The organism is Alkalicoccus halolimnae (assembly GCF_008014775.2).
GTDB lineage: Bacteria > Bacillota > Bacilli > Bacillales > Salisediminibacteriaceae > Alkalicoccus > Alkalicoccus halolimnae.
Genome location: NZ_CP144914.1, coordinates 2037855 through 2057616, shown reverse-complemented (window position 1 = coordinate 2057616; position 19762 = coordinate 2037855). Strand labels below are relative to the sequence as shown.

Here is a 19762-nt window from a genome sequence, read left to right as displayed (position 1 = left end):
AGGGGAGATTCTTTTACTTGTGTTTAAGGGAGGAGCGACACCTTATGTCGGATTACTTAGTAATCGTGGAATCTCCCGCAAAGGCGAAAACTATTGGAAAATATTTAGGGAAAAAGTATGTCGTAAAAGCATCGATGGGGCATGTCATTGATTTACCGAAAAGTCAAATGGGTGTAGACGTAGAAAATGATTATTCTCCTAAGTATATTACGATTCGCGGGAAAGGACCGATTCTTAAAGAGTTAAAACAGGCTGCCAAAAAGGCTAAACGTGTATATCTCGCAGCCGACCCTGATAGAGAGGGCGAAGCGATCGCGTGGCATCTAGCAGACAGCCTGAACATTGATCAGGACTCAAAATGCCGTGTCGTGTTCAATGAGATTACGAAACAGGCTATTAAAGATTCATTTAAACATCCGCGGGAAATCAATACGAATCTTGTTAACGCTCAGCAGGCAAGACGGGTGCTGGACAGACTGGTTGGTTATAACATCAGCCCGCTATTATGGAAAAAAGTTAAAAAAGGATTGAGTGCAGGAAGGGTTCAGTCAGTCGCTGTCAAACTCATCATTGACAGGGAGAATGAAATCCTGGCTTTTGAACCGGAAGAGTACTGGTCAATTACTGCCCAGCTTGAAAAAGATGGCCGGGCTTTTGAAGCTAAATTTGTTTCAGTGAATGGAGAAAAGAAACAGCTTACTTCAGAGCAGGATGTAAATGAAGTCCTGGAGAGAATTGATGGAGATGTACTAACCGTTGATTCGGTGAAAAAAAGGGAACGTAAACGGAACCCGGTTGTTCCATTTACCACCTCTTCCTTACAGCAGGAAGCAGCGAGAAAATTAAATTATCGTGCGAAAAAAACGATGATGCTGGCCCAGCAGCTGTACGAAGGAATTGCTTTAGGAAAGCAGGGAACCACCGGCCTTATTACTTATATGCGTACGGATTCCACGAGAATTTCTGATACGGCGAAAAATGAAACGTATGATTATATTCTTGATCAGTTCGGAGAAGAATATGCCGGTACAGAAAAGAAGCAAAAACAGTCTTCCAATTCTCAGGATGCCCACGAGGCAGTCCGGCCAACCTCCGTGAAACACGATCCTAAATCAATAAAACAATATTTATCAAGGGACCAGTACCGTCTTTACAAATTGATCTGGGAACGCCTCGTTGCCAGTCAAATGGCCCCTGCCGTTATGGATACTATGGCAGTGGATATGTCGAATAACGGCGTTCAGTTCCGTGCAAACGGTTCGAAGTTGAAATTTGCCGGTTTTATGAAAGTTTACATCGAAGGCACCGATGATGGAAAAGAAGAAAAAGATAAACTGCTCCCTGATCTGGAAGAGGGGGAAGAAACTAAAGCAGAAATTATCGAACCAAACCAGCACTTCACCCAGCCTCCGCCGAGATTTACAGAAGCGAGACTGGTGAAAACGTTGGAAGAACTTGGGATAGGCCGCCCTTCCACGTACGCGCCTACCCTGGATACAATTCAGAGAAGAGGATACGTTGCGCTGGAGGATAAACGATTCGTACCTACAGAACTCGGAACAATTGTTTTGGAATTAATCGAAGAGTTTTTCCCTGAAATATTAAATGTGGAATTTACAGCCACGATGGAATCGAATCTTGATTCTATTGAAGACGGTGAGGAATCATGGGTGAAAATCATTGATGAATTCTACGGCGGATTTGAAAAAAGGCTTCGCACAGCTGAAGAAGAAATGAAAGAAGTAGAAATAAAAGATGAGCCCGCCGGGGAAGACTGTGAAAAATGCGGTAATGCCATGGTTTACAAAATGGGGCGTTACGGCAAGTTTATGGCTTGTTCCAATTTTCCTGAATGCAGGAATACGAAAGCTATCGTTAAAGATATCGGGGTTTCCTGCCCCACCTGTAAAGAAGGTAACGTGGTTGAGAGAAAAAGTAAGAAGAAACGAATTTTTTACGGCTGTGACAGATATCCCGAATGCGAATTTATTTCCTGGGATAAGCCAATATCCCGTCCGTGTCCGAAATGTGAAGGACTTCTGGTTGAAAAGAAATCGAAAAAAGGTGTGCACGTTCAGTGTACGGAATGCGATTACAAAGAGGATGTGAACTAGACATATTCTCTGACAGTGGGCTGTCTCCTGTATCGGGGGGCGGTCCGTTCTTTTGAAATTACGTTCCATCGTTGATCAAACAGTCACTGTAGATGTGATCACATTATCCTGAAAGAACAACGGGTACAATTCAGAATTTTGTGAAAAAAATGTAAAATGCGTTGAAAGGGCTGCTGAATTGTGATATTATTTAGTAGCTTTAATTACGTGAAGTAATTTTACTGAAAGGATCAGCTGCTATGCATGATGAACTTTCCGGGTTTCTTGCCTACTTACGGATGGAAAAACGCGCATCTGAACTCACTACAAAAAGTTATGAACATGATCTCGTCAAATTTCTTCATTATATAGAGCAGCGCTGGAATATATCTGCCGCTGCGGTTTCGTATGTTCACATCAGGGAATACCTGACGGAGCTTTATGCTGAAGAATTAGCCCGTACCTCCGTATCAAGGAAGCTTTCTTCGCTGCGCTCGTTTTATACTTTTCTTTTAAGGGAAGAGCGGATTAAAGAAAACCCTTTAGTATTAATACACGCTCCGAAACAGGGGAAAAAACTTCCCTCTTTTTTTTATGAAGAAGAACTTTCTCTGCTTTTTGAATCTGTAAACACGTCAACATCCCTTGGTAAGAGAAATCTGGCTTTGCTGGAACTTCTCTATGCTACAGGCATCCGCGTGGGTGAATGCGTGAAGCTTGACGTGAAAGATTTTGATCTGTATCTTGAAACTTTGCTTGTAAAAGGAAAAGGTGGAAAAGAACGATATGTGCCTGTAGGAAGCTTTGCGGCTGAGGCACTGACAATTTACATGAATGAAGCGCGTCCCCTTCTTAAACCTGCTGATGAAGCGCTTTTTGTCAATTATCAGGGGAAAAGGCTGACGGCCCGGGGAATTCAAAAGATGCTCAATAAACTTTCAACAGATGCTTCCATAAATTCCAGAATGAGTCCTCACGTTCTGCGGCATACATTCGCTACTCATATGCTGAATGAAGGTGCAGATCTCCGAACGGTTCAGGAGCTTCTGGGGCACAGCGATTTAGCAGCAACACAAATTTATACTCATGTCACGAAAGACAGACTTCGGGAAGTTTACCGCAGAAGTCACCCGCGTGCATAGTTTTCGAAAGGAGATTGGAAATTGGAATCAATCCGTGGAACAACGATATTTGCAGTTCGGCATAATGGTCAGTCTGCCATGGCGGGAGACGGCCAGGTTACTTTCGGAAATGCCGTAGTGATGAAACATTCAGCCCGTAAAGTCCGCACATTATACCGCGGAAAAGTGACTGCCGGTTTCGCAGGATCTGTAGCCGATGCATTCACTCTATATGAAAAGTTTGAAACGAAGCTGGAAGAGTACAGTGGAAATTTACAGAGAGCAGCAGTAGAACTGGCAAAGGAATGGCGGAGCGACCGTGTTCTCCGCCGGCTTGAGGCAATGCTTATAGTAATGGATGCTGAAACAATGTATTTAATAGCAGGAACCGGAGAGGTCATTGAACCGGATGATGGAATTATCGCAATCGGTTCAGGAGGGAATTATGCCCTTGCGGCAGGAAGAGCGATGAAAAAGCACGCTTCTCATATGTCAGCTGCCGAAATCGCAGAGGCCAGTTTGGAAACTGCCGCTGATCTGTGTGTATATACGAATCATCACATTACAGTCGAAAAACTTGGTTAATTAACAGGAGGTGTACCTATGGACAGTTCACTGACACCAGTTCAGATAGTAGATCGTCTGGATCAGACAATAGTGGGACAGAGGCAGGCAAAGAGATCTGTAGCGGTAGCTCTTCGGAATCGTTACCGGCGCAGTCAGCTTGAAGATAACATAAAAGAAGAAATTACTCCGAAAAACATCCTGATGATCGGTCCGACGGGAGTAGGGAAAACAGAAATAGCCCGCAGGCTGGCTAAGCTGGTAGGAGCTCCGTTTATAAAAGTGGAAGCAACTAAATTTACGGAAGTCGGTTATGTCGGGCGGGACGTGGAATCTATGATCCGGGATCTTGTAGAAACGTCTGTAAGACTTGTTAAAGAGGAAAAAGTGGAACAGGTGAAGGGGAAAGCTGCCTCAGCTGCTGAAAATAAACTGGTAGACTACCTGCACCCGAAAAAACGCTCTGAAAAGAAAAATTCAGCAAGTTACAGAAATCCTCTGGAAATGTTTTTTCAAAATCAGCAGGACGACGACGAAGAAGAAGAGGAAGCAGAAGCAGAAACTTCCCAGCAGGATGAATCATATCGTCAGACACGGCGCAGAATACAGGAGCAGCTGAAAAATGGCGAAATGGAAAACGTGGAAGTAACAATCACTGTAGAGGAACAAGGGAAATCATTTACTGATATGTTTCAGGGCGGCGGCATGGAACAGATGGGAATGAACATGCAGGAAATGTTCGGCGGCATGATGCCTAAACAGCAGAACGAGCGGAGACTTCCTGTGAAAGAAGCGAGAAAAATCATAACTGATCAAGAAGCGCAGAAATTGATCAATATGGAGGAAGTTTCCCAGATTGCCGTGCAGCGAGCGGAACAGCTTGGTATTATCTTTATCGACGAAATTGATAAAGTGGCCGGGAAAAGCCAACAGTCTGCTGATGTGTCACGTGAAGGTGTCCAAAGAGACATCCTTCCAATCATTGAAGGTTCAACAGTGGTTACGAAGTACGGCTCGGTTAAGACCGATCACATGCTTTTCATCGGCGCAGGAGCTTTTCATTTTTCCAAGCCTTCCGACCTTATTCCTGAACTGCAGGGCAGGCTGCCTATAAGGGTGGAGCTTGATTCCCTCGGTGTGGAAGACTTCGTTAATATTCTTACTCAGCCAAAATATGCTCTTCTGAAGCAGTATGAAGCTATGCTGGCTATAGAAGGAATAAAACTCTCCTTTGACCAGGAAGCTGTCAGAAAGATTGCAGAAATAGCAGCTGAAGTAAACAACAATACAGAAAATATAGGAGCCAGAAGACTTCATACCATTCTGGAAAAATTATTGGAGGATTTGTCGTTTGAAGCTACAGAAATTACGATGGAGACTATCGTAATTACTCCGGATTATGTAGACGAAAAATTAGCAAATATAGCAAAAAATCGAGACGTCAGTCAGTACATTTTATAAACTATCAGGAGGGTTCCAATAATGGATCTATTAACTAAAACGAGAAAAATAAATGAATTGCTTCAAAAAAGCGGTGGACAGGCGGTTAACTTTAAAGAAATGGCGGAAACACTCCGCAATGTAATCGAAGCCAATGTATTCATCGTTAGCCGTCGTGGAAAACTGCTTGGATACTCTATCAAGCAGGAAATAGAAAATCAGCGAATGAAATCCATGCTGGAAGACCGTCGATTTCCAGAAGAGTATACGAGCGGCCTTTTCAATATACAGGAAACCTCTTCCAATCTGGATGTGAACAGCGACTATACCGCTTTCCCTGTCGAAAATAAAGAGCTGTTTAAAAATGGTCTGACGACGATTGTTCCGGTTCAGGGTGGAGGACAGCGTTTGGGGACATTAATTCTCGCCCGCCTCGACGAGTCATTTGATAATGATGATCTCCTGCTGGCTGAATATGGAGCTACTGTGGTCGGAATGGAAATTCTTCATGAAAAAGCTGAGGAAATCGAGCAGGAAGCACGCAGTAAAGCAGTAGTACAGATGGCTATCAGTTCTCTTTCCTACAGCGAACTGGAAGCAGTTGAGCATATTTTTGAAGAACTTGATGGAAACGAAGGGCTTCTCGTTGCGAGTAAAATTGCAGACCGTGTAGGAATTACGCGTTCCGTAATTGTAAATGCTCTCCGCAAACTTGAAAGTGCAGGAGTTATTGAATCACGCTCTCTTGGCATGAAAGGGACGTATATTAAAGTACTGAATGACAAATTTCTTATGGAATTAAAAAAGCATAAGAACTAAGAGCAGACTGCATATAAAATTCGGTTCCCTGCCCAGCTAGCTGGACAGGACGGAGGCAGGGCAGAATCGAAATGTTTCCCTTATAAACAAAAAAGACTGTCTTGTCAGCCTTTGAGGAACTGCTCATTAACATTTTGTTTTAACACATTGCCAAGAAAGATAAGATATGATATATTTTTCTATGGTGTTAATACACACGGTTTCAGATTCACAGAGGGGTGCTCTTAAAAGAGTCCTCGGTGAAGAAGAAGGAACCGGAGGAAAAAAACCAGAGGAGGTGAGTGATTATGGCAGTGATTTCCATGAAACAGCTTTTAGAAGCTGGGGTACACTTTGGACATCAGACTCGTCGTTGGAATCCAAAGATGGATCGCTACATTTTCACAGAAAGAAACGGTATTTATATTATTGACCTGCAGAAGACGGTCAAAAAAGTTGAGGAAGCATTTAATTTCGTTCGCGACCTTGCTGGACAGGGTGGAACAGTACTTTTCGTCGGCACTAAAAAGCAGGCTCAGGATTCAGTGAAAGAAGAAGCTGAACGTGCTGGAATGTACTTTATCAACCAGCGGTGGCTGGGTGGAACGCTTACAAACTTTGAAACAATCCGCAAGCGTATCGCTCGTTTGAAGCAGCTTGAAATTATGCAGGAAGACGGTACATTTGAAGTTCTTCCTAAGAAAGAAGTTGTCATTCTTAACAAAGAAATGGATCGTCTTGAGAAATTCCTCGGCGGTATCAAAGACATGGACAAACTTCCGGATGCACTATTTATCATCGATCCCCGCAAAGAGCGGATCGCTGTTGCTGAAGCGCATAAGCTCAACATTCCAATCGTTGGAATTGTAGACACAAACTGTGACCCTGACGAAATCGATTATGTTATTCCAGGTAACGATGACGCCATTCGTGCGGTTCGTCTGTTAACTGCTAAAATGGCTGATGCGATTATTGAAGCTAATCAAGGGGAAGAAACTACAGCATAATAGCTGACCAGGAGGGTGATAGAGGGGCTGACCCTTTATCATCCTTTTTTTAAAGGATATTTTTTAAAACTATCGAGGAGGAATATACAAATGGCTATTTCAGCTAAACAAGTAAAAGAACTTCGTGAAAAAACAGGAGCAGGCATGATGGATTGTAAGAAAGCTCTTTCTGCAACGGAAGGTGACATGGATAAAGCGATCGACTTTCTGCGTGAAAAAGGAATTGCTAAAGCGGCCAAAAAAGCCGACCGTGTCGCAGCTGAAGGACTAGCTCATATCGTTCAGGAAGATAATCGTGCTGTTATCGTAGAAATTAATTCCGAAACAGACTTTGTTTCTAAAAACGAAGGTTTCATTACTATGGTTGATACGGTTGCCAAGCACGTACTTGCTAACAATCCGGCAACTGTTGAAGAAGCACTTGCTCAGAATTTTGCGGGTGAACAGGAAACGCTTCAGGATTATATTAATTCTCAAATTGCTACGATTGGTGAAAAAATCTCCCTCCGTCGTTTTGAAATTGTAGAGCTTGCAGACAATGAAAATGCAGGCGCGTATATTCACATGGGAGGACGAATCGGTGTTCTTGCAGTTCTTGAAGGTGCTGATCAGGAAACAGCGAAGGACATTGCTATGCACGTAGCAGCAATTAACCCTAAGTATGTGAGCCGGGATGCAGTATCTAAAGAAGAAACTGATCGTGAACGAGAAGTATTAAAGCAGCAGGCTATGAATGAAGGAAAGCCGGAAAGTATCGTCGAGAAAATGGTTGAAGGCCGTCTGGGCAAGTTTTTTGAAGATATCTGCCTTAATGAGCAGGCATTTGTGAAAGACGGCGATCAGAAAGTAGGCAAGTTCGTCGAATCCAAAGGTGGAAATGTCAAGACTTTCTACCGGTATGAAGTAGGCGAAGGTATGGAAAAACGTGAGGACAATTTTGCAGAAGAAGTTATGTCCCAAGTGAAGAAGTAAGGTTGAGAGGGGCACCTGGTGTCCCTTTTTCCTGAGCAGAATTCGAATAGGAGTAAATTCACTACTGGAGGGGACTATGGAGCGGTCAACTTATAAACGGATAGTATTGAAATTAAGTGGAGAAGCACTCGCAGGTGACCAGGGCTTTGGTATAGATCCGGAAATGATTCAGTCCATTGCCGAACAGGTGAAAGAACTGCATGAGCTCGATGTTGAAATTGCCATTATAGTCGGCGGCGGAAACATTTGGCGCGGTATGGCAGGAAGCGCTAAAGGAATGGACAGAGCAACGGCTGATTACATGGGGATGCTTGCCACAGTTATGAACTCTTTAGCCCTGCAGGACAGTCTTGAAAATATTGACGTGCAGACACGTGTACAGACGTCTATTGAAATGCGCCAGGTGGCTGAACCTTACATTAGAAGAAAGGCAATCCGTCATCTGGAAAAGAAGCGTGTAGTGATTTTTGCCGGAGGCACAGGAAATCCTTACTTTTCTACAGATACAACTGCAGCTCTTCGTGCAGCTGAAATTGAAGCTGATGTCATCCTGATGGCTAAGAACAATGTAGACGGCGTTTACGATGCCGATCCATCAGTTGATGAGAATGCAAAAAAATACGAAACATTAACGTATCTCGATATTCTCAAAGATGGACTCGCAGTTATGGATTCTACAGCTTCTTCGCTGTGCATGGATAATAATATTCCGCTTATCGTGTTCTCTATTGCTGAAAAGGGAAATATTAAGCGGGTTGTAAAAGGTGAAGAAATAGGTACGACAATAAGGGGGCAATCTTAAATGTCAAATAAAGTAATTAATCAGGCTGAAGAACGCATGAATAAATCCGTAGATTCATTTGGCCGCGAACTATCCACTATTCGTGCCGGCAGAGCCAATCCATCATTATTGGATAAAGTCCAAGTTGAATATTACGGCGCATTGACTCCGCTTAATCAGCTTGCGACTATCTCTGTTCCTGAAGGACGACTACTCATGATTACACCGTTTGATAAATCTTCTATTCAAAATATTGAAAAGGGTATTCAAAAAGCGGATTTAGGTCTTTCTCCGAACAATGACGGAAACGTCATTCGTATTTCTATTCCGGCGTTAACCGATGAGCGGCGTAAAGAGCTTATCAAACTTGTCGGCCGCTATGCTGAAGAGGCTAAAGTAGCTGTTCGCAACGTCCGTCGGGATGCTAATGATGAACTGAAAAAACAGCAGAAAGACGGAGATCTGACAGAAGATGACCTTAAACGTACGCAGGATGAAGTTCAAAAATTAACAGACAAAACAATTAAAAAAATTGAAGAATATGCCAAAAATAAAGAAAATGAAGTACGGGAAGTTTAGAAGAAAGCAGAAGGCTGCTTTGCTGAAAAATATTAGCAGAGCAGCCTTCTTTTTTTTAGGAGCTGCGACCGGGACGAACAAAATGTCTTTTGCTAGTTATACCATGCAGATAAACGTGATAGAATGAGAACGTACCTTATCAATGACATACAGAATTATCTGGAGGCACACGTTCATGCTTAACAAATTAACAAGACGAAAAAAAACAGTGTCTGATGATACTAAAAAAGATGTGCTGCACGGGGACATACCTGTGCATATAGCCATTATCATGGATGGAAACGGCCGGTGGGCCAAACAACGGGGACTCCCTCGCGTAGCCGGTCACAGAGAAGGGATGAATGTCGTCCGCAGTGTCGTCCGTTCCTGCAATGAACTCGATGTTAAGATATTAACATTATATGCATTTTCGACTGAGAACTGGAAACGTCCTAAAACGGAAGTTGATTTTCTCATGAAGCTTCCGGAAAAATTTTTAAGTGTCGAACTCCCTAAACTGATTGAAGAAAACGTTAGGGTGAGAATAACCGGAGATATAGAAAGACTGCCTGAATTTACAAAAAAAGCTGTAAATGAAGCAGTCGAAACGACTAAAAACAATAATGGATTAATTTTGAACTTCGCACTCAATTACGGGAGCCGTTCAGAATTAATGGATGCATTTAAATCAATGTATGCAGATGTCAGAGAAGGTGTATTGGACGAACAACATATATCTGAAGAAACAGTAACCGATTACTTAATGACAAGCGGTCTTTCTGAACCAGATCTTCTGATCCGGACAAGCGGAGAAATAAGACTGAGTAATTTTATGCTCTGGCAGCTTGCATATTCAGAATTTTGGTTTACTGAAGTACTATGGCCCGATTTCGACCAGGAAAATTTTTACGAAGCCATTCAGGCATACCAGCAGAGACAACGGCGCTACGGCGGCGTGTAGAGGAGGGTCTATTTGAAGCAGCGTATTATTACAGGCATCGTAGCCGGAGCTGGATTTTTGGGGCTCATATATATAGGAGGCTTTTTATTTACTCTGCTAATCGTCCTGCTTGCTGCCATAGGGATGTGGGAACTTTTAAAGATGAAGCAGATTCATCCATGGTCCGTCCGGGGGTTAATGGGTCTGCTTTTCACATTATTACTTGTTATACCGGAAGATTGGCTTTTCACAGAATTTTTACAGATAGAGCGGCTGGAATTGTTTTTACTTTTAGTCGTCGTTATGCTTTCAATAACTGTTACTACGAAAAATAATTTCACATTCGACGAAGCTGGATTTATGGTGCTTGCTTCTGTCTATGTCGGCTATGGATTTCACTTCTTTATCCATGCCAGATATCTTGATACCGGCATGGAGATGATTTACTTTCTGCTTCTTCTCGTCTGGGCTACCGATTCAGGTGCTTACTTTACAGGAAGAAGTTTCGGGAAACATAAACTCTGGCCTGAAATCAGTCCTAAAAAAACGATCGAGGGAGCATTGGGAGGCATTGCATCAGCTTTTGTAATAGGGATTATCTTCGCGGCATTCTTTCCAGTATTTGATTCGTGGATAACGGTCGTCTTCTGCATTTTAACCGTTTCAATTGCCGGCCAGCTTGGAGATCTCGTCGAATCTGCTTTTAAACGTCATTATGCAGTGAAAGACTCAGGTCATGTCCTCCCCGGTCATGGAGGAATTCTTGACCGTTTTGACAGTCTGATATTTGTTATGCCTATATTATATTTATTTGGATTTTTAACTTAATTTTTCTGGGGGCGAATATGAAATCAATTCATTTGCTTGGAGCCACAGGTTCTATAGGGGAACAAACGCTTGATGTTCTGGCGAAACATCCGCATGAATTTCATCTTAAATCACTTTCTTATGGGAAAAATACAGCAAAGGCGATTCCCTATATAGAGAAGTTCAAGCCGGAACTAATTGCTGTTCAGGAAGAGAAAGAAGCAGTAAAATTAAAGAACAAACTTACATACCGGCCGGAAATAGTTGTTGGGGCACCTGGTCTGGTTACGATTGCGAAGTCAGGAAACAGTTCGGATGTACTTGTTAACGCAGTAATGGGCAGTGTTGGTCTGGAACCTACTTTAGAAGCATTGAAACATGGAAAAGATATCGCAATCGCTAATAAAGAAACCCTGGTGACTGCAGGTCATCTTGTAACAGAGCTTCAGAAAGAGAAAAATGTAAAGCTGATACCGGTAGACAGCGAACACTCTGCTATATATCAGTGTCTGCACGGAGATCCTAAAGAAGTGGACAAACTTATACTTACCGCTTCAGGAGGAAGTTTCCGTGATAAAACACGGGCAGAATTAAAAGGCGTTACTGTTCAGGAAGCTTTGAATCACCCTAACTGGAGTATGGGGGCGAAAATCACTATTGATTCGGCTACAATGATGAACAAAGGCCTCGAAGTAATAGAGGCACATTGGTTATTTGACATGCCGTATGAAGATATTGACGTAATTCTTCATAAAGAAAGTATCGTACATTCCATGGTAGAATATATCGATGGAAGTGTACTTGCCCATTTAGGCACTCCCGATATGAGAGTACCAATTCAATATGCGCTGACGCAGCCGAACAGACTTGCGATATCAGGCGCGCAGAGGTTAAAATTATGGGAAGTTGGAGCGCTCCATTTTGAAAAAATGGACTACGAACGGTTTAAAGCTTTGCGTCTGGCCATCGAAGCAGGAAAGCAAGGGGGTTCTCACCCTACGGTTCTTAATGCTGCCAATGAGCAGGCCGTTGCTATGTTTTTAGCGGATCAAATTCATTTTCTGGATATCGATGATTTCGTGGAGCGGGCACTTCACGATCACAAAGGAGTCACGTCTCCTTCATTGGAAGAAATAATGAAGATTGACCGGGCAACCCGTTCCAACGTGGAATCATATATACGTTAAAGGGTGTGTGCATAAATGAATACATTTTTAGCCGTTATCGTTATTTTCGGCCTGCTGGTTTTTATTCACGAATGGGGTCACCTCGTTTTTGCTAAAAGAGCTGGGATCCTCTGCCGGGAGTTTGCAATTGGCTTCGGTCCCAAACTGTTCAGTTTTGTTCGAAACGAAACGACATATACGATCCGGCTTCTGCCGTTGGGCGGTTTTGTCCGCATGGCAGGAGAAGATCCGGAGCTTGTACAAATAAAGCCGGGGTATGACATTGGACTGACGTTTACAGAAGAAGGTAAAGTAAAGCAGCTGATTATAAACAACAAATCAAAACATCCTGACTGCAAAGTCATCCAGGTCGAGAAGATTGATATGGAACGGGAATTGATTGTGAAGGGCTATACGGAAGACAGCGATGAATTAGTCACATATGAACTCGATCGTCAGGCCGTCTATCTGTATGACGAAAAATCTACCCAGATTGCTCCTTATGACAGACAGTTCGCTTCTAAGTCAATCGGGCAGCGCGCTCTGGCTATTTTTGCCGGTCCTTTCATGAATTTTGTTCTAGCTGTGGTGGTGCTGATTCTTTATGCCGCGATTGCTGGACTTCCTGTTAATGAGTCTCTTGTAGGTGGTGTTACCGACGACGGACCTGCAGTGGAGGCTGGTCTGGAAAGTGGAGACAGAATAGAAGCCATTGATGGAGAAGAAGTTTCAACCTGGGAGGAAATGACAGAAGTTATTCAGGCACGGCCAAATGAGTCAATGGAATTTGACATTTCAAGGGATGGAGAAGCTTTTTCCGTGACGATGACTGCCGATGAGCGTGAAATACCGGAAGCAGACAACATCGGTGTTATCGGTGTTATGGCACCAACAGAAAAAACCTTGACCGGTATACTGGCATTTGGATTTACACAGACATATGAATACACGGTTTTAATCGTGGAAGCTCTGGGCATGCTTGTTACAGGCCAGTTCAGTCTCGATGCACTGGCAGGACCGGTCGGAATTTATAATTATACCGGCGAAGTAGCTGCAATGGGAATTCTTGTACTATTTCAATGGGCGGCAATTCTAAGTGTGAATCTTGGGATTATTAACCTGCTCCCGCTTCCTGCTCTTGATGGAGGAAGACTGTTGTTCATTGGACTGGAGGCAGTTCGGGGTAAACCGATCGACCCGCAGAAAGAGGGAATGGTCCATTTTATTGGATTTGCACTTCTTATGCTGCTCGTTCTTGCTGTAACCTGGAATGACATTAACCGTATATTTTTATAATTCACGACAATAGAGGTGGCTTACTTTGAGACAATCAACTTTTTTAGTACCAACGTTAAGAGATATACCAAGCGGAGCTGACGTTATCAGTCATCAGCTGATGCTTCGGTCGGGAATGATCCGCCAGAGTGCCGCAGGTGTTTATTCTTTCCTGCCGCTAGGCTGGAAAGTTCTTCGCAAAGTGGAAGAAATAGTACGGGAGGAAATGGATCTATCCGGGGCTCAGGAAATGTTTATGCCTTCGATTCAGCCTTCGGAACTCTGGAAAGATTCCGGACGCTGGGAAGCTTATGGCCCTGAGCTTATGAGAGTAACAGACCGGCACAGCCGTGAGTTTGCTCTCGGACCTACCCATGAAGAAGTGATCACTTCTATAGTGCGTGATGATGTACGCTCTTATAAAGAACTGCCGATGACCCTTTATCAGATTCAGACAAAATTCCGAGATGAACGCCGGCCGCGGTTTGGTGTTCTAAGAGGCAGGGAATTTTTAATGAAAGACGCTTATTCCTTTGATTTGGATTTTGCCGGTCTTGATAAGAGTTATCAACAAATGTACGATGCTTATACGAAAATTTTCACACGTCTGAACCTGAATTTCCGAGCGGTAGTTGCTGACTCTGGAGCGATGGGCGGAAAAGATACCCACGAATTTATGGTTCTTTCTGATGTAGGGGAAGATACGATTGCATATTCCGATGAATCGAATTTTGCTGCAAATATAGAAATTGCTCCGGTGAACGTCTCCTATGAAAAAACGAATGAAGAATTCCAGGAAATGAAAGAAGTAGAGACGCCTGACCAGCGTACGATAGAAGAGGTTTCGTCATTTTTTGAAACGTCTCCTTCAAAATGTATCAAGTCCCTCCTTTTTATTGTGGATGAAAAGCCGGTGCTGCTGTTAGTACGCGGTGATCATGAAGCCAATGATATAAAATTAAAGCATGAACTGGATGCGGAATCGGTCGAATTGGCGACCTCGGAGCAGACACAGCAGATAATTGGGGTGTCTCAGGGATTTGTCGGTCCGGTACATGTTCCCTATGAAGTTCAGGTGTATGCGGACCCTGCCGTGAAGTCTATAGTGAATGGTATCTGCGGCGCTAATACTGAAAAGAAACATTTTATAAATGTAAATACGGAGCGTGATTTTCACGTAACTGCCTACGCCGATCTGCGTAACATTCAGGAAGGTGATCCTTCTCCGGATGGAAAAGGAAAAATTCTTTTTAAAGAAGGTATTGAAGTTGGACATGTTTTTAAACTTGGGACGAAATACAGTGAAGCGCTTGGAGCCCAGTATTTAAATGATCAGGGTAAAGCGAAACCTATCGTCATGGGTTCATACGGGGTGGGCGTTTCCCGTACTGTAGCTGCTGTAATCGAAGAGCACCACGACGATAATGGGATTGTCTGGCCCGCCTGCGTGTCTCCGTTTGATATACATTTGATAGCAATCAATGTAAAGCAGTCGGAACAGAAGAAGCTGGCAGAAATGCTTTATAAGCAGTTTCAAAACGATGGATACGATGTTTTATACGATGATCGTCCTGAAAGAGCCGGAGTGAAATTCAAAGATGCTGATTTAATCGGGATTCCTTTAAGAGTTCAAATAGGCAAACGGGCGTCAGAAAATATTGTGGAAGTTAAAGATCGGAAAACAGGAAATGTAGAAGAACTTTATATTGATGATCTTTCTGCTTTCGTGAAGCAGTATTCCAGGCAATGAATTCCAGGCTGTTCCAGGCGATGTCCGGAACAGCCTCTCTTTTATCCCGGGGTTAAAGAAAGGGGAAGTTGACGAATGTCGACAGAATTACAAGATAGAAAAGAACGGTTTAAACTCTTAATGGAACAAGTGCAGATGCCAGAGGATTTTATAGATAAATATGCAGGAGAAGCCTACATAGAGAAGCTGCAAATTTATCAGCAGCAGAAGCAGTGGCATATTTATTTTGTTTTCCCGGAGGCCCTCCCATTTCCTGCTTTTGAACTGCTGGAGTCGAGAGTCGTACAGGGGTTAAATCATATTGCTGAAGTATCGATGTATATCCGCTATGAAAATGATATCGATGCGGCAGAACTTCTTCCCAGCTACTGGCCGTATTTTGTAGAGAATCTGCGAAGTACTACGAACGGCCTTATTAGAAGACTGGAAGCGCAGCTCCCCAGAGTCGAAAATAAAAGACTTCATTTATCAGTAATGAATGATACGGAAACGGAAATTCTCGAGCGGCGGGTAAAACAGCCTTTAAAACAGCTTCTTTTTAAAGCAGGGTTTCCTGACTTGATAATAGCAACAGAGATTAAGGAAGCAAAAGAAGAAATTAAAAAATTTGAAGAGCAGAAGCAGGAAGAAGATCATAACAAAGTAGTGGAGGCGATGATTGAGAAGAAAAATCAGGAATCCAAAGCTAAAGAACTACAGAATCAGCAGCGTGTAGCCGCAGGAGTGGCAATAAAAGATGATGCAGTACCGATGGAGCAGATCATAGAGGAAGAAAAACGAATTACTGTTCAGGGATATGTTTTCCATGCGGAAACGAAAGAGCTGAAAAGCGGCAGAACTCTGCTTACCTTTAAAATTACAGACTACACGGATTCGCTGTTAATCAAGATGTTTTCCAATGATAAAGAAGATATCCCGGTATTTGAAGCCGTTAAAGAAGGAATGTGGATAAAGGCAAGAGGTTCAGTGCAGTACGATACGTTCATAAGAGATTTAACAATGATGGCTCGGGATTTTCATGAAATTAAATCTAATGAGAGAACGGACACAGCTGCCGAGGAAGATAAACGAGTGGAAATGCATGTTCATTCCAACATGAGTCAAATGGATGCCATTACAGCTGTCGGAGATTTTGTGAAGCAGGCCTCTAAGTGGGGGCATCCTGCTATCGGACTTACAGATCATGCAGTCGTGCAGTCTTTTCCTGATGCTTACGCAGCAGGAGAAAAGCACGGAGTAAAGATTCTTTACGGTCTTGAAGCGAACCTGGTCGATGATGGTGTTCCTATCGCCTACAATGCTTCTCCTCGACTGCTTAAAGACGAAACTTATATTGTATTTGATGTGGAAACGACCGGACTTTCCGCGGTTTACAACACAATCATTGAACTTGCTGCTGTAAAAATTCATAACGGCGAAGTGATTGATAAATTTGAATCTTTTGCTGATCCAAAAGAAAAACTCAGTGCAACGATTATCGATTTAACGGGAATCACTGACGATATGGTGGAAGGACAGCCGGAACCAGGAGAAGTTCTTAAACAATTTTATGAATGGTGTGGAGATGATACGCTCGTTGCCCACAATGCCAGTTTTGACATTGGATTTTTAAATGCCGGCTACGAACGTATCAATTACGGGAAAGTAGAAAACCCCGTAATTGATACATTGGAACTGGCAAGGATGCTTTATCCTCACTTTAAAAATTACCGGCTAAACACTCTCTGTAAAAAGTTTAATATCGAACTTGTCTCCCATCACCGTGCTATATATGATGCGGAGGCGACAGGCCAACTGCTTTGGAAGATGGTGAAGGACTGTCTGGAAAAAAACATCGAATCTCATGAATCGTTAAATGAGCAGGGTTCTGCTGAAGATTATAAGAAACAGAGACCGGTGCACTGCACGATTTATGCGAAAACGAAAGCAGGTTTGAAAAATCTGTACCGCCTCGTTTCCATGTCCCACATCGATTATTTCCACCGGGTTCCCCGACTGCCGAGATCGGTGCTTGCGAAGAACCGGGATGGCCTGTTGATTGGTTCTGCTTGTGACAAAGGTGAGGTTTTTGATGGGCTGATGCAGAAAGGCCTGGAAGAAACTAAGGAAGCGGCATCTTTTTACGACTTCATTGAAGTGCAGCCGCCGGGCAACTACCGGCATCTGGTGGAAAAGGAAATAGTCAGAGATGAACTGGCTTTGAAAGATATTTTAAAGCAGCTCGTTAAGCTTGGTGAGGAAACGGCTAAGCCTGTGGTGGCTACGGGAAATGTTCATTACTTGAATAAGGAAGATTACGTCTACAGGAAGATTCTTATTGCTTCCCAGGGGGGAGCCAACCCGCTGAACCGGCAGACGCTTCCGGAAGTTCACTTTCGGACTACTGATGAAATGCTTGAAGAGTTCCGCTTTCTTCCTGAAGAAAAAGCAAGAGAAATTGTTGTTGAAAACAGCCGTGCTCTGGCTGATTCCATCGAAAAAATCAAACCGATTCCTGATGATTTATATACTCCTCATATCGAAGGTGCGGACGATGAAATGCGAAAGCTTTGTTATGATAAAGCGAAATCGATTTACGGGGAAGAGCTTCCTCAGCTCGTGATTGATCGATTGGAAAAAGAATTAACAAGTATTATTTCCAACGGATTTTCGGTTATTTATTTGATTTCCCAAAAACTCGTTAAAAAATCTTTGGATGACGGCTATCTGGTCGGTTCACGGGGTTCAGTAGGCTCAAGCTTTGTCGCTACGATGACAGAAATTACTGAAGTAAATCCGCTCCCTCCGCACTATGTGTGTCCCAGCTGCAAACATTCCTACTTTTTCAATGATGGAAGCGTAGGATCAGGATTTGACCTGCCTGACAAAGCATGTGAAAGCTGCGGAGAAGCCTACAATAAAGATGGACATGATATTCCATTTGAAACATTCCTCGGATTTAAGGGAGATAAAGTTCCGGATATTGACTTGAATTTCTCAGGAGAATATCAGCCGAAAGCACACAACTACACGAAGGAATTATTCGGTGAAGCCTATGTTTACCGCGCAGGGACTATAGGTACGGTAGCTGATAAAACGGCCTATGGATTTGTGCGAGGATATGAAAATGATGAGGAACTGCAGCTGAGGGGAGCCGAGATTGACAGGCTCGTGCAGGGATGTACCGGTGTGAAAAGAACCACAGGACAGCATCCGGGCGGTATCATTGTAGTCCCTGATCATCTGGATATTTATGATTTCTCTCCTATTCAGTTTCCTGCCGACGACAGGGAATCGGAATGGCGTACGACTCATTTTGATTTTCATTCGATACACGACAACCTGCTGAAGCTCGACATACTTGGGCACGATGATCCGACAGTGATCCGCATGCTTCAGGACTTGAGCGGCAGGGATCCGAAAACGATTCCTGTTGACGATCCGGAAGTATTTAAACTTTTCAGCGGAACAGAATCGCTTGGTGTAACTCCTGAACAAATAATGTGTAAAACCGGAACGTATGGAATTCCAGAGTTCGGTACACGTTTTGTCCGCCAGATGCTCGAAGAGACGAAACCCTCCACTTTCAGTGAACTTGTCCAGATATCCGGTCTCTCTCATGGAGCGGACGTCTGGCTTAATAATGCAGCCGATCTTATTGCAGCAGGTACATGTGAATTAAAAGACGTTATCGGCTGCCGTGATGATATAATGGTGTATCTCATGTATAAAGGATTGGATCACCCGCTGGCTTTTAAAATTATGGAATTTGTACGTAAAGGCCGGGGTCTTGAAGAAGAATGGGTGGAAGAAATGAAAAAACACGGGGTTCCTGACTGGTATGTCAGCTCGTGCCTGAAAATAAAATATATGTTTCCTAAAGCCCATGCTGCAGCCTACGTATTAATGGCTGTTCGAATCGCTTATTATAAAGTGCACGAACCAATGATGTTTTATGCTGCTTATTTCACAGTAAGGGCAGATGATTTCGATCTCGACACGATGGTGAAAGGTTCTGCATCGATCCGTCGCCAGATTGAAGAAATACAGGCGAAAGGTCTCGATGCGTCTCCTAAAGAGAAAAGTCTTGTCACTGTACTTGAGCTGTCCTTAGAAATGTGTGAACGAGGCTTCTCTTTTCAGAAAGTGGACCTCTACCGTTCCAAAGCAACTGAGTTCCAGGTTGAAGGTGATACGCTTATTCCTCCATTCAATGCTTTGACGGGAGTTGGAACCAATGCTGCCATCGCCATTGAAAAAGCCCGTGAAGACGGTGAATTCCTCTCTAAGGAAAATCTGCGTGAGCGTAGTAAAATTACGAAAAGTGTGCTCGAAAGGCTGGATGATCACGGTTGTCTCGAAGGACTTCCGGACTCCAATCAGCTCTCCCTGTTCTAGTAGCAAGGTTTGCATCAGGTCTGCTCCTATGGTATATTGAACTTAGACAGAGCGATACGAGCGAGGCGGAAGAGTGGGGAAACCCACTCTTTCTTTTGCGAAAAAAACCATTA

The 19762-nt window shown here is 43.3% G+C and carries 15 protein-coding genes; all 15 read left to right on the top strand.

The annotated features are described in order from the left end of the window. The first annotated feature begins 44 nt into the window (after nt 1-44). The 15 genes from topA (at nt 45) to FTX54_RS09280 (ending at nt 19649) form a co-directional block, all read left to right on the top strand. Complete coding sequence (topA, locus tag FTX54_RS09350; protein WP_147802333.1) at nt 45-2114, top strand: type I DNA topoisomerase; 2070 nt, start codon at nt 45-47, stop codon at nt 2112-2114. A 239-nt stretch (nt 2115-2353) separates the two neighbouring features. Further along, the gene (gene xerC, locus FTX54_RS09345; protein WP_147802332.1) at nt 2354-3235 is read left to right on the top strand and encodes a tyrosine recombinase XerC; all 882 of its coding nucleotides are present in this window, start codon (nt 2354-2356) and stop codon (nt 3233-3235) included. 21 nt (nt 3236-3256) lie between these two features. Continuing rightward, on the top strand, nt 3257-3799 hold the full coding sequence (gene hslV, locus FTX54_RS09340; protein WP_147802331.1) for an ATP-dependent protease subunit HslV: 543 nt from the start codon (nt 3257-3259) through the stop codon (nt 3797-3799). 18 nt (nt 3800-3817) lie between these two features. Then, the gene (gene hslU, locus FTX54_RS09335) at nt 3818-5239 is read left to right on the top strand and encodes an ATP-dependent protease ATPase subunit HslU (protein WP_147802330.1); all 1422 of its coding nucleotides are present in this window, start codon (nt 3818-3820) and stop codon (nt 5237-5239) included. 21 nt (nt 5240-5260) lie between these two features. Then, complete coding sequence (gene codY / locus FTX54_RS09330; protein WP_147802329.1) at nt 5261-6037, top strand: GTP-sensing pleiotropic transcriptional regulator CodY; 777 nt, start codon at nt 5261-5263, stop codon at nt 6035-6037. Nucleotides 6038-6324: 287 nt separating this feature from the next. Continuing rightward, a complete protein-coding gene (gene rpsB / locus FTX54_RS09325) occupies nt 6325-7023 on the top strand; it encodes a 30S ribosomal protein S2 (protein ID WP_147802328.1) in 699 nt (232 codons plus the stop codon). Nucleotides 7024-7113: 90 nt separating this feature from the next. Continuing rightward, a complete protein-coding gene (gene tsf / locus FTX54_RS09320; RefSeq protein WP_147802327.1) occupies nt 7114-7995 on the top strand; it encodes a translation elongation factor Ts in 882 nt (293 codons plus the stop codon). A gap of 76 nt (nt 7996-8071) precedes the next feature. Further along, entirely contained in the window at nt 8072-8797 is a 726-nt protein-coding gene (pyrH, locus tag FTX54_RS09315) for a UMP kinase (RefSeq protein ID WP_147802326.1), read from the top strand. Further along, nucleotides 8798-9355 (top strand): ribosome recycling factor, encoded by a 558-nt coding sequence (gene frr, locus FTX54_RS09310; protein ID WP_147802325.1) that lies wholly within the window; start codon nt 8798-8800, stop codon nt 9353-9355. A 175-nt stretch (nt 9356-9530) separates the two neighbouring features. Beyond that, entirely contained in the window at nt 9531-10295 is a 765-nt protein-coding gene (locus FTX54_RS09305; RefSeq protein WP_147802324.1) for an isoprenyl transferase, read from the top strand. Between the two features lie 12 nt (nt 10296-10307). Further along, nucleotides 10308-11102: a phosphatidate cytidylyltransferase gene (locus FTX54_RS09300; protein WP_147802323.1), complete on the top strand. Its 795-nt coding sequence runs from the start codon at nt 10308-10310 to the stop codon at nt 11100-11102. Nucleotides 11103-11119: 17 nt separating this feature from the next. Beyond that, the gene (gene dxr, locus FTX54_RS09295; RefSeq protein WP_147802322.1) at nt 11120-12268 is read left to right on the top strand and encodes a 1-deoxy-D-xylulose-5-phosphate reductoisomerase; all 1149 of its coding nucleotides are present in this window, start codon (nt 11120-11122) and stop codon (nt 12266-12268) included. Between the two features lie 15 nt (nt 12269-12283). Then, entirely contained in the window at nt 12284-13543 is a 1260-nt protein-coding gene (gene rseP / locus FTX54_RS09290) for an RIP metalloprotease RseP (RefSeq protein ID WP_147802321.1), read from the top strand. Nucleotides 13544-13568: 25 nt separating this feature from the next. Next, the gene (locus FTX54_RS09285; protein WP_147802320.1) at nt 13569-15272 is read left to right on the top strand and encodes a proline--tRNA ligase; all 1704 of its coding nucleotides are present in this window, start codon (nt 13569-13571) and stop codon (nt 15270-15272) included. 75 nt (nt 15273-15347) lie between these two features. Continuing rightward, a complete protein-coding gene (locus FTX54_RS09280) occupies nt 15348-19649 on the top strand; it encodes a PolC-type DNA polymerase III (protein WP_147802319.1) in 4302 nt (1433 codons plus the stop codon). Nucleotides 19650-19762 lie beyond the last annotated feature (113 nt).

Coding starts and splice junctions, on each gene's coding strand:
- topA (WP_147802333.1), top strand. CDS start 45: ATGTCGGATTACTTAGTAATCGTGGAATCTCCCGCAAAGGCGAAAACT.
- xerC (WP_147802332.1), top strand. CDS start 2,354: ATGCATGATGAACTTTCCGGGTTTCTTGCCTACTTACGGATGGAAAAA.
- hslU (WP_147802330.1), top strand. CDS start 3,818: ATGGACAGTTCACTGACACCAGTTCAGATAGTAGATCGTCTGGATCAG.
- codY (WP_147802329.1), top strand. CDS start 5,261: ATGGATCTATTAACTAAAACGAGAAAAATAAATGAATTGCTTCAAAAA.
- rpsB (WP_147802328.1), top strand. CDS start 6,325: ATGGCAGTGATTTCCATGAAACAGCTTTTAGAAGCTGGGGTACACTTT.
- tsf (WP_147802327.1), top strand. CDS start 7,114: ATGGCTATTTCAGCTAAACAAGTAAAAGAACTTCGTGAAAAAACAGGA.
- pyrH (WP_147802326.1), top strand. CDS start 8,072: ATGGAGCGGTCAACTTATAAACGGATAGTATTGAAATTAAGTGGAGAA.
- frr (WP_147802325.1), top strand. CDS start 8,798: ATGTCAAATAAAGTAATTAATCAGGCTGAAGAACGCATGAATAAATCC.
- FTX54_RS09305 (WP_147802324.1), top strand. CDS start 9,531: ATGCTTAACAAATTAACAAGACGAAAAAAAACAGTGTCTGATGATACT.
- dxr (WP_147802322.1), top strand. CDS start 11,120: ATGAAATCAATTCATTTGCTTGGAGCCACAGGTTCTATAGGGGAACAA.
- rseP (WP_147802321.1), top strand. CDS start 12,284: ATGAATACATTTTTAGCCGTTATCGTTATTTTCGGCCTGCTGGTTTTT.
- FTX54_RS09280 (WP_147802319.1), top strand. CDS start 15,348: ATGTCGACAGAATTACAAGATAGAAAAGAACGGTTTAAACTCTTAATG.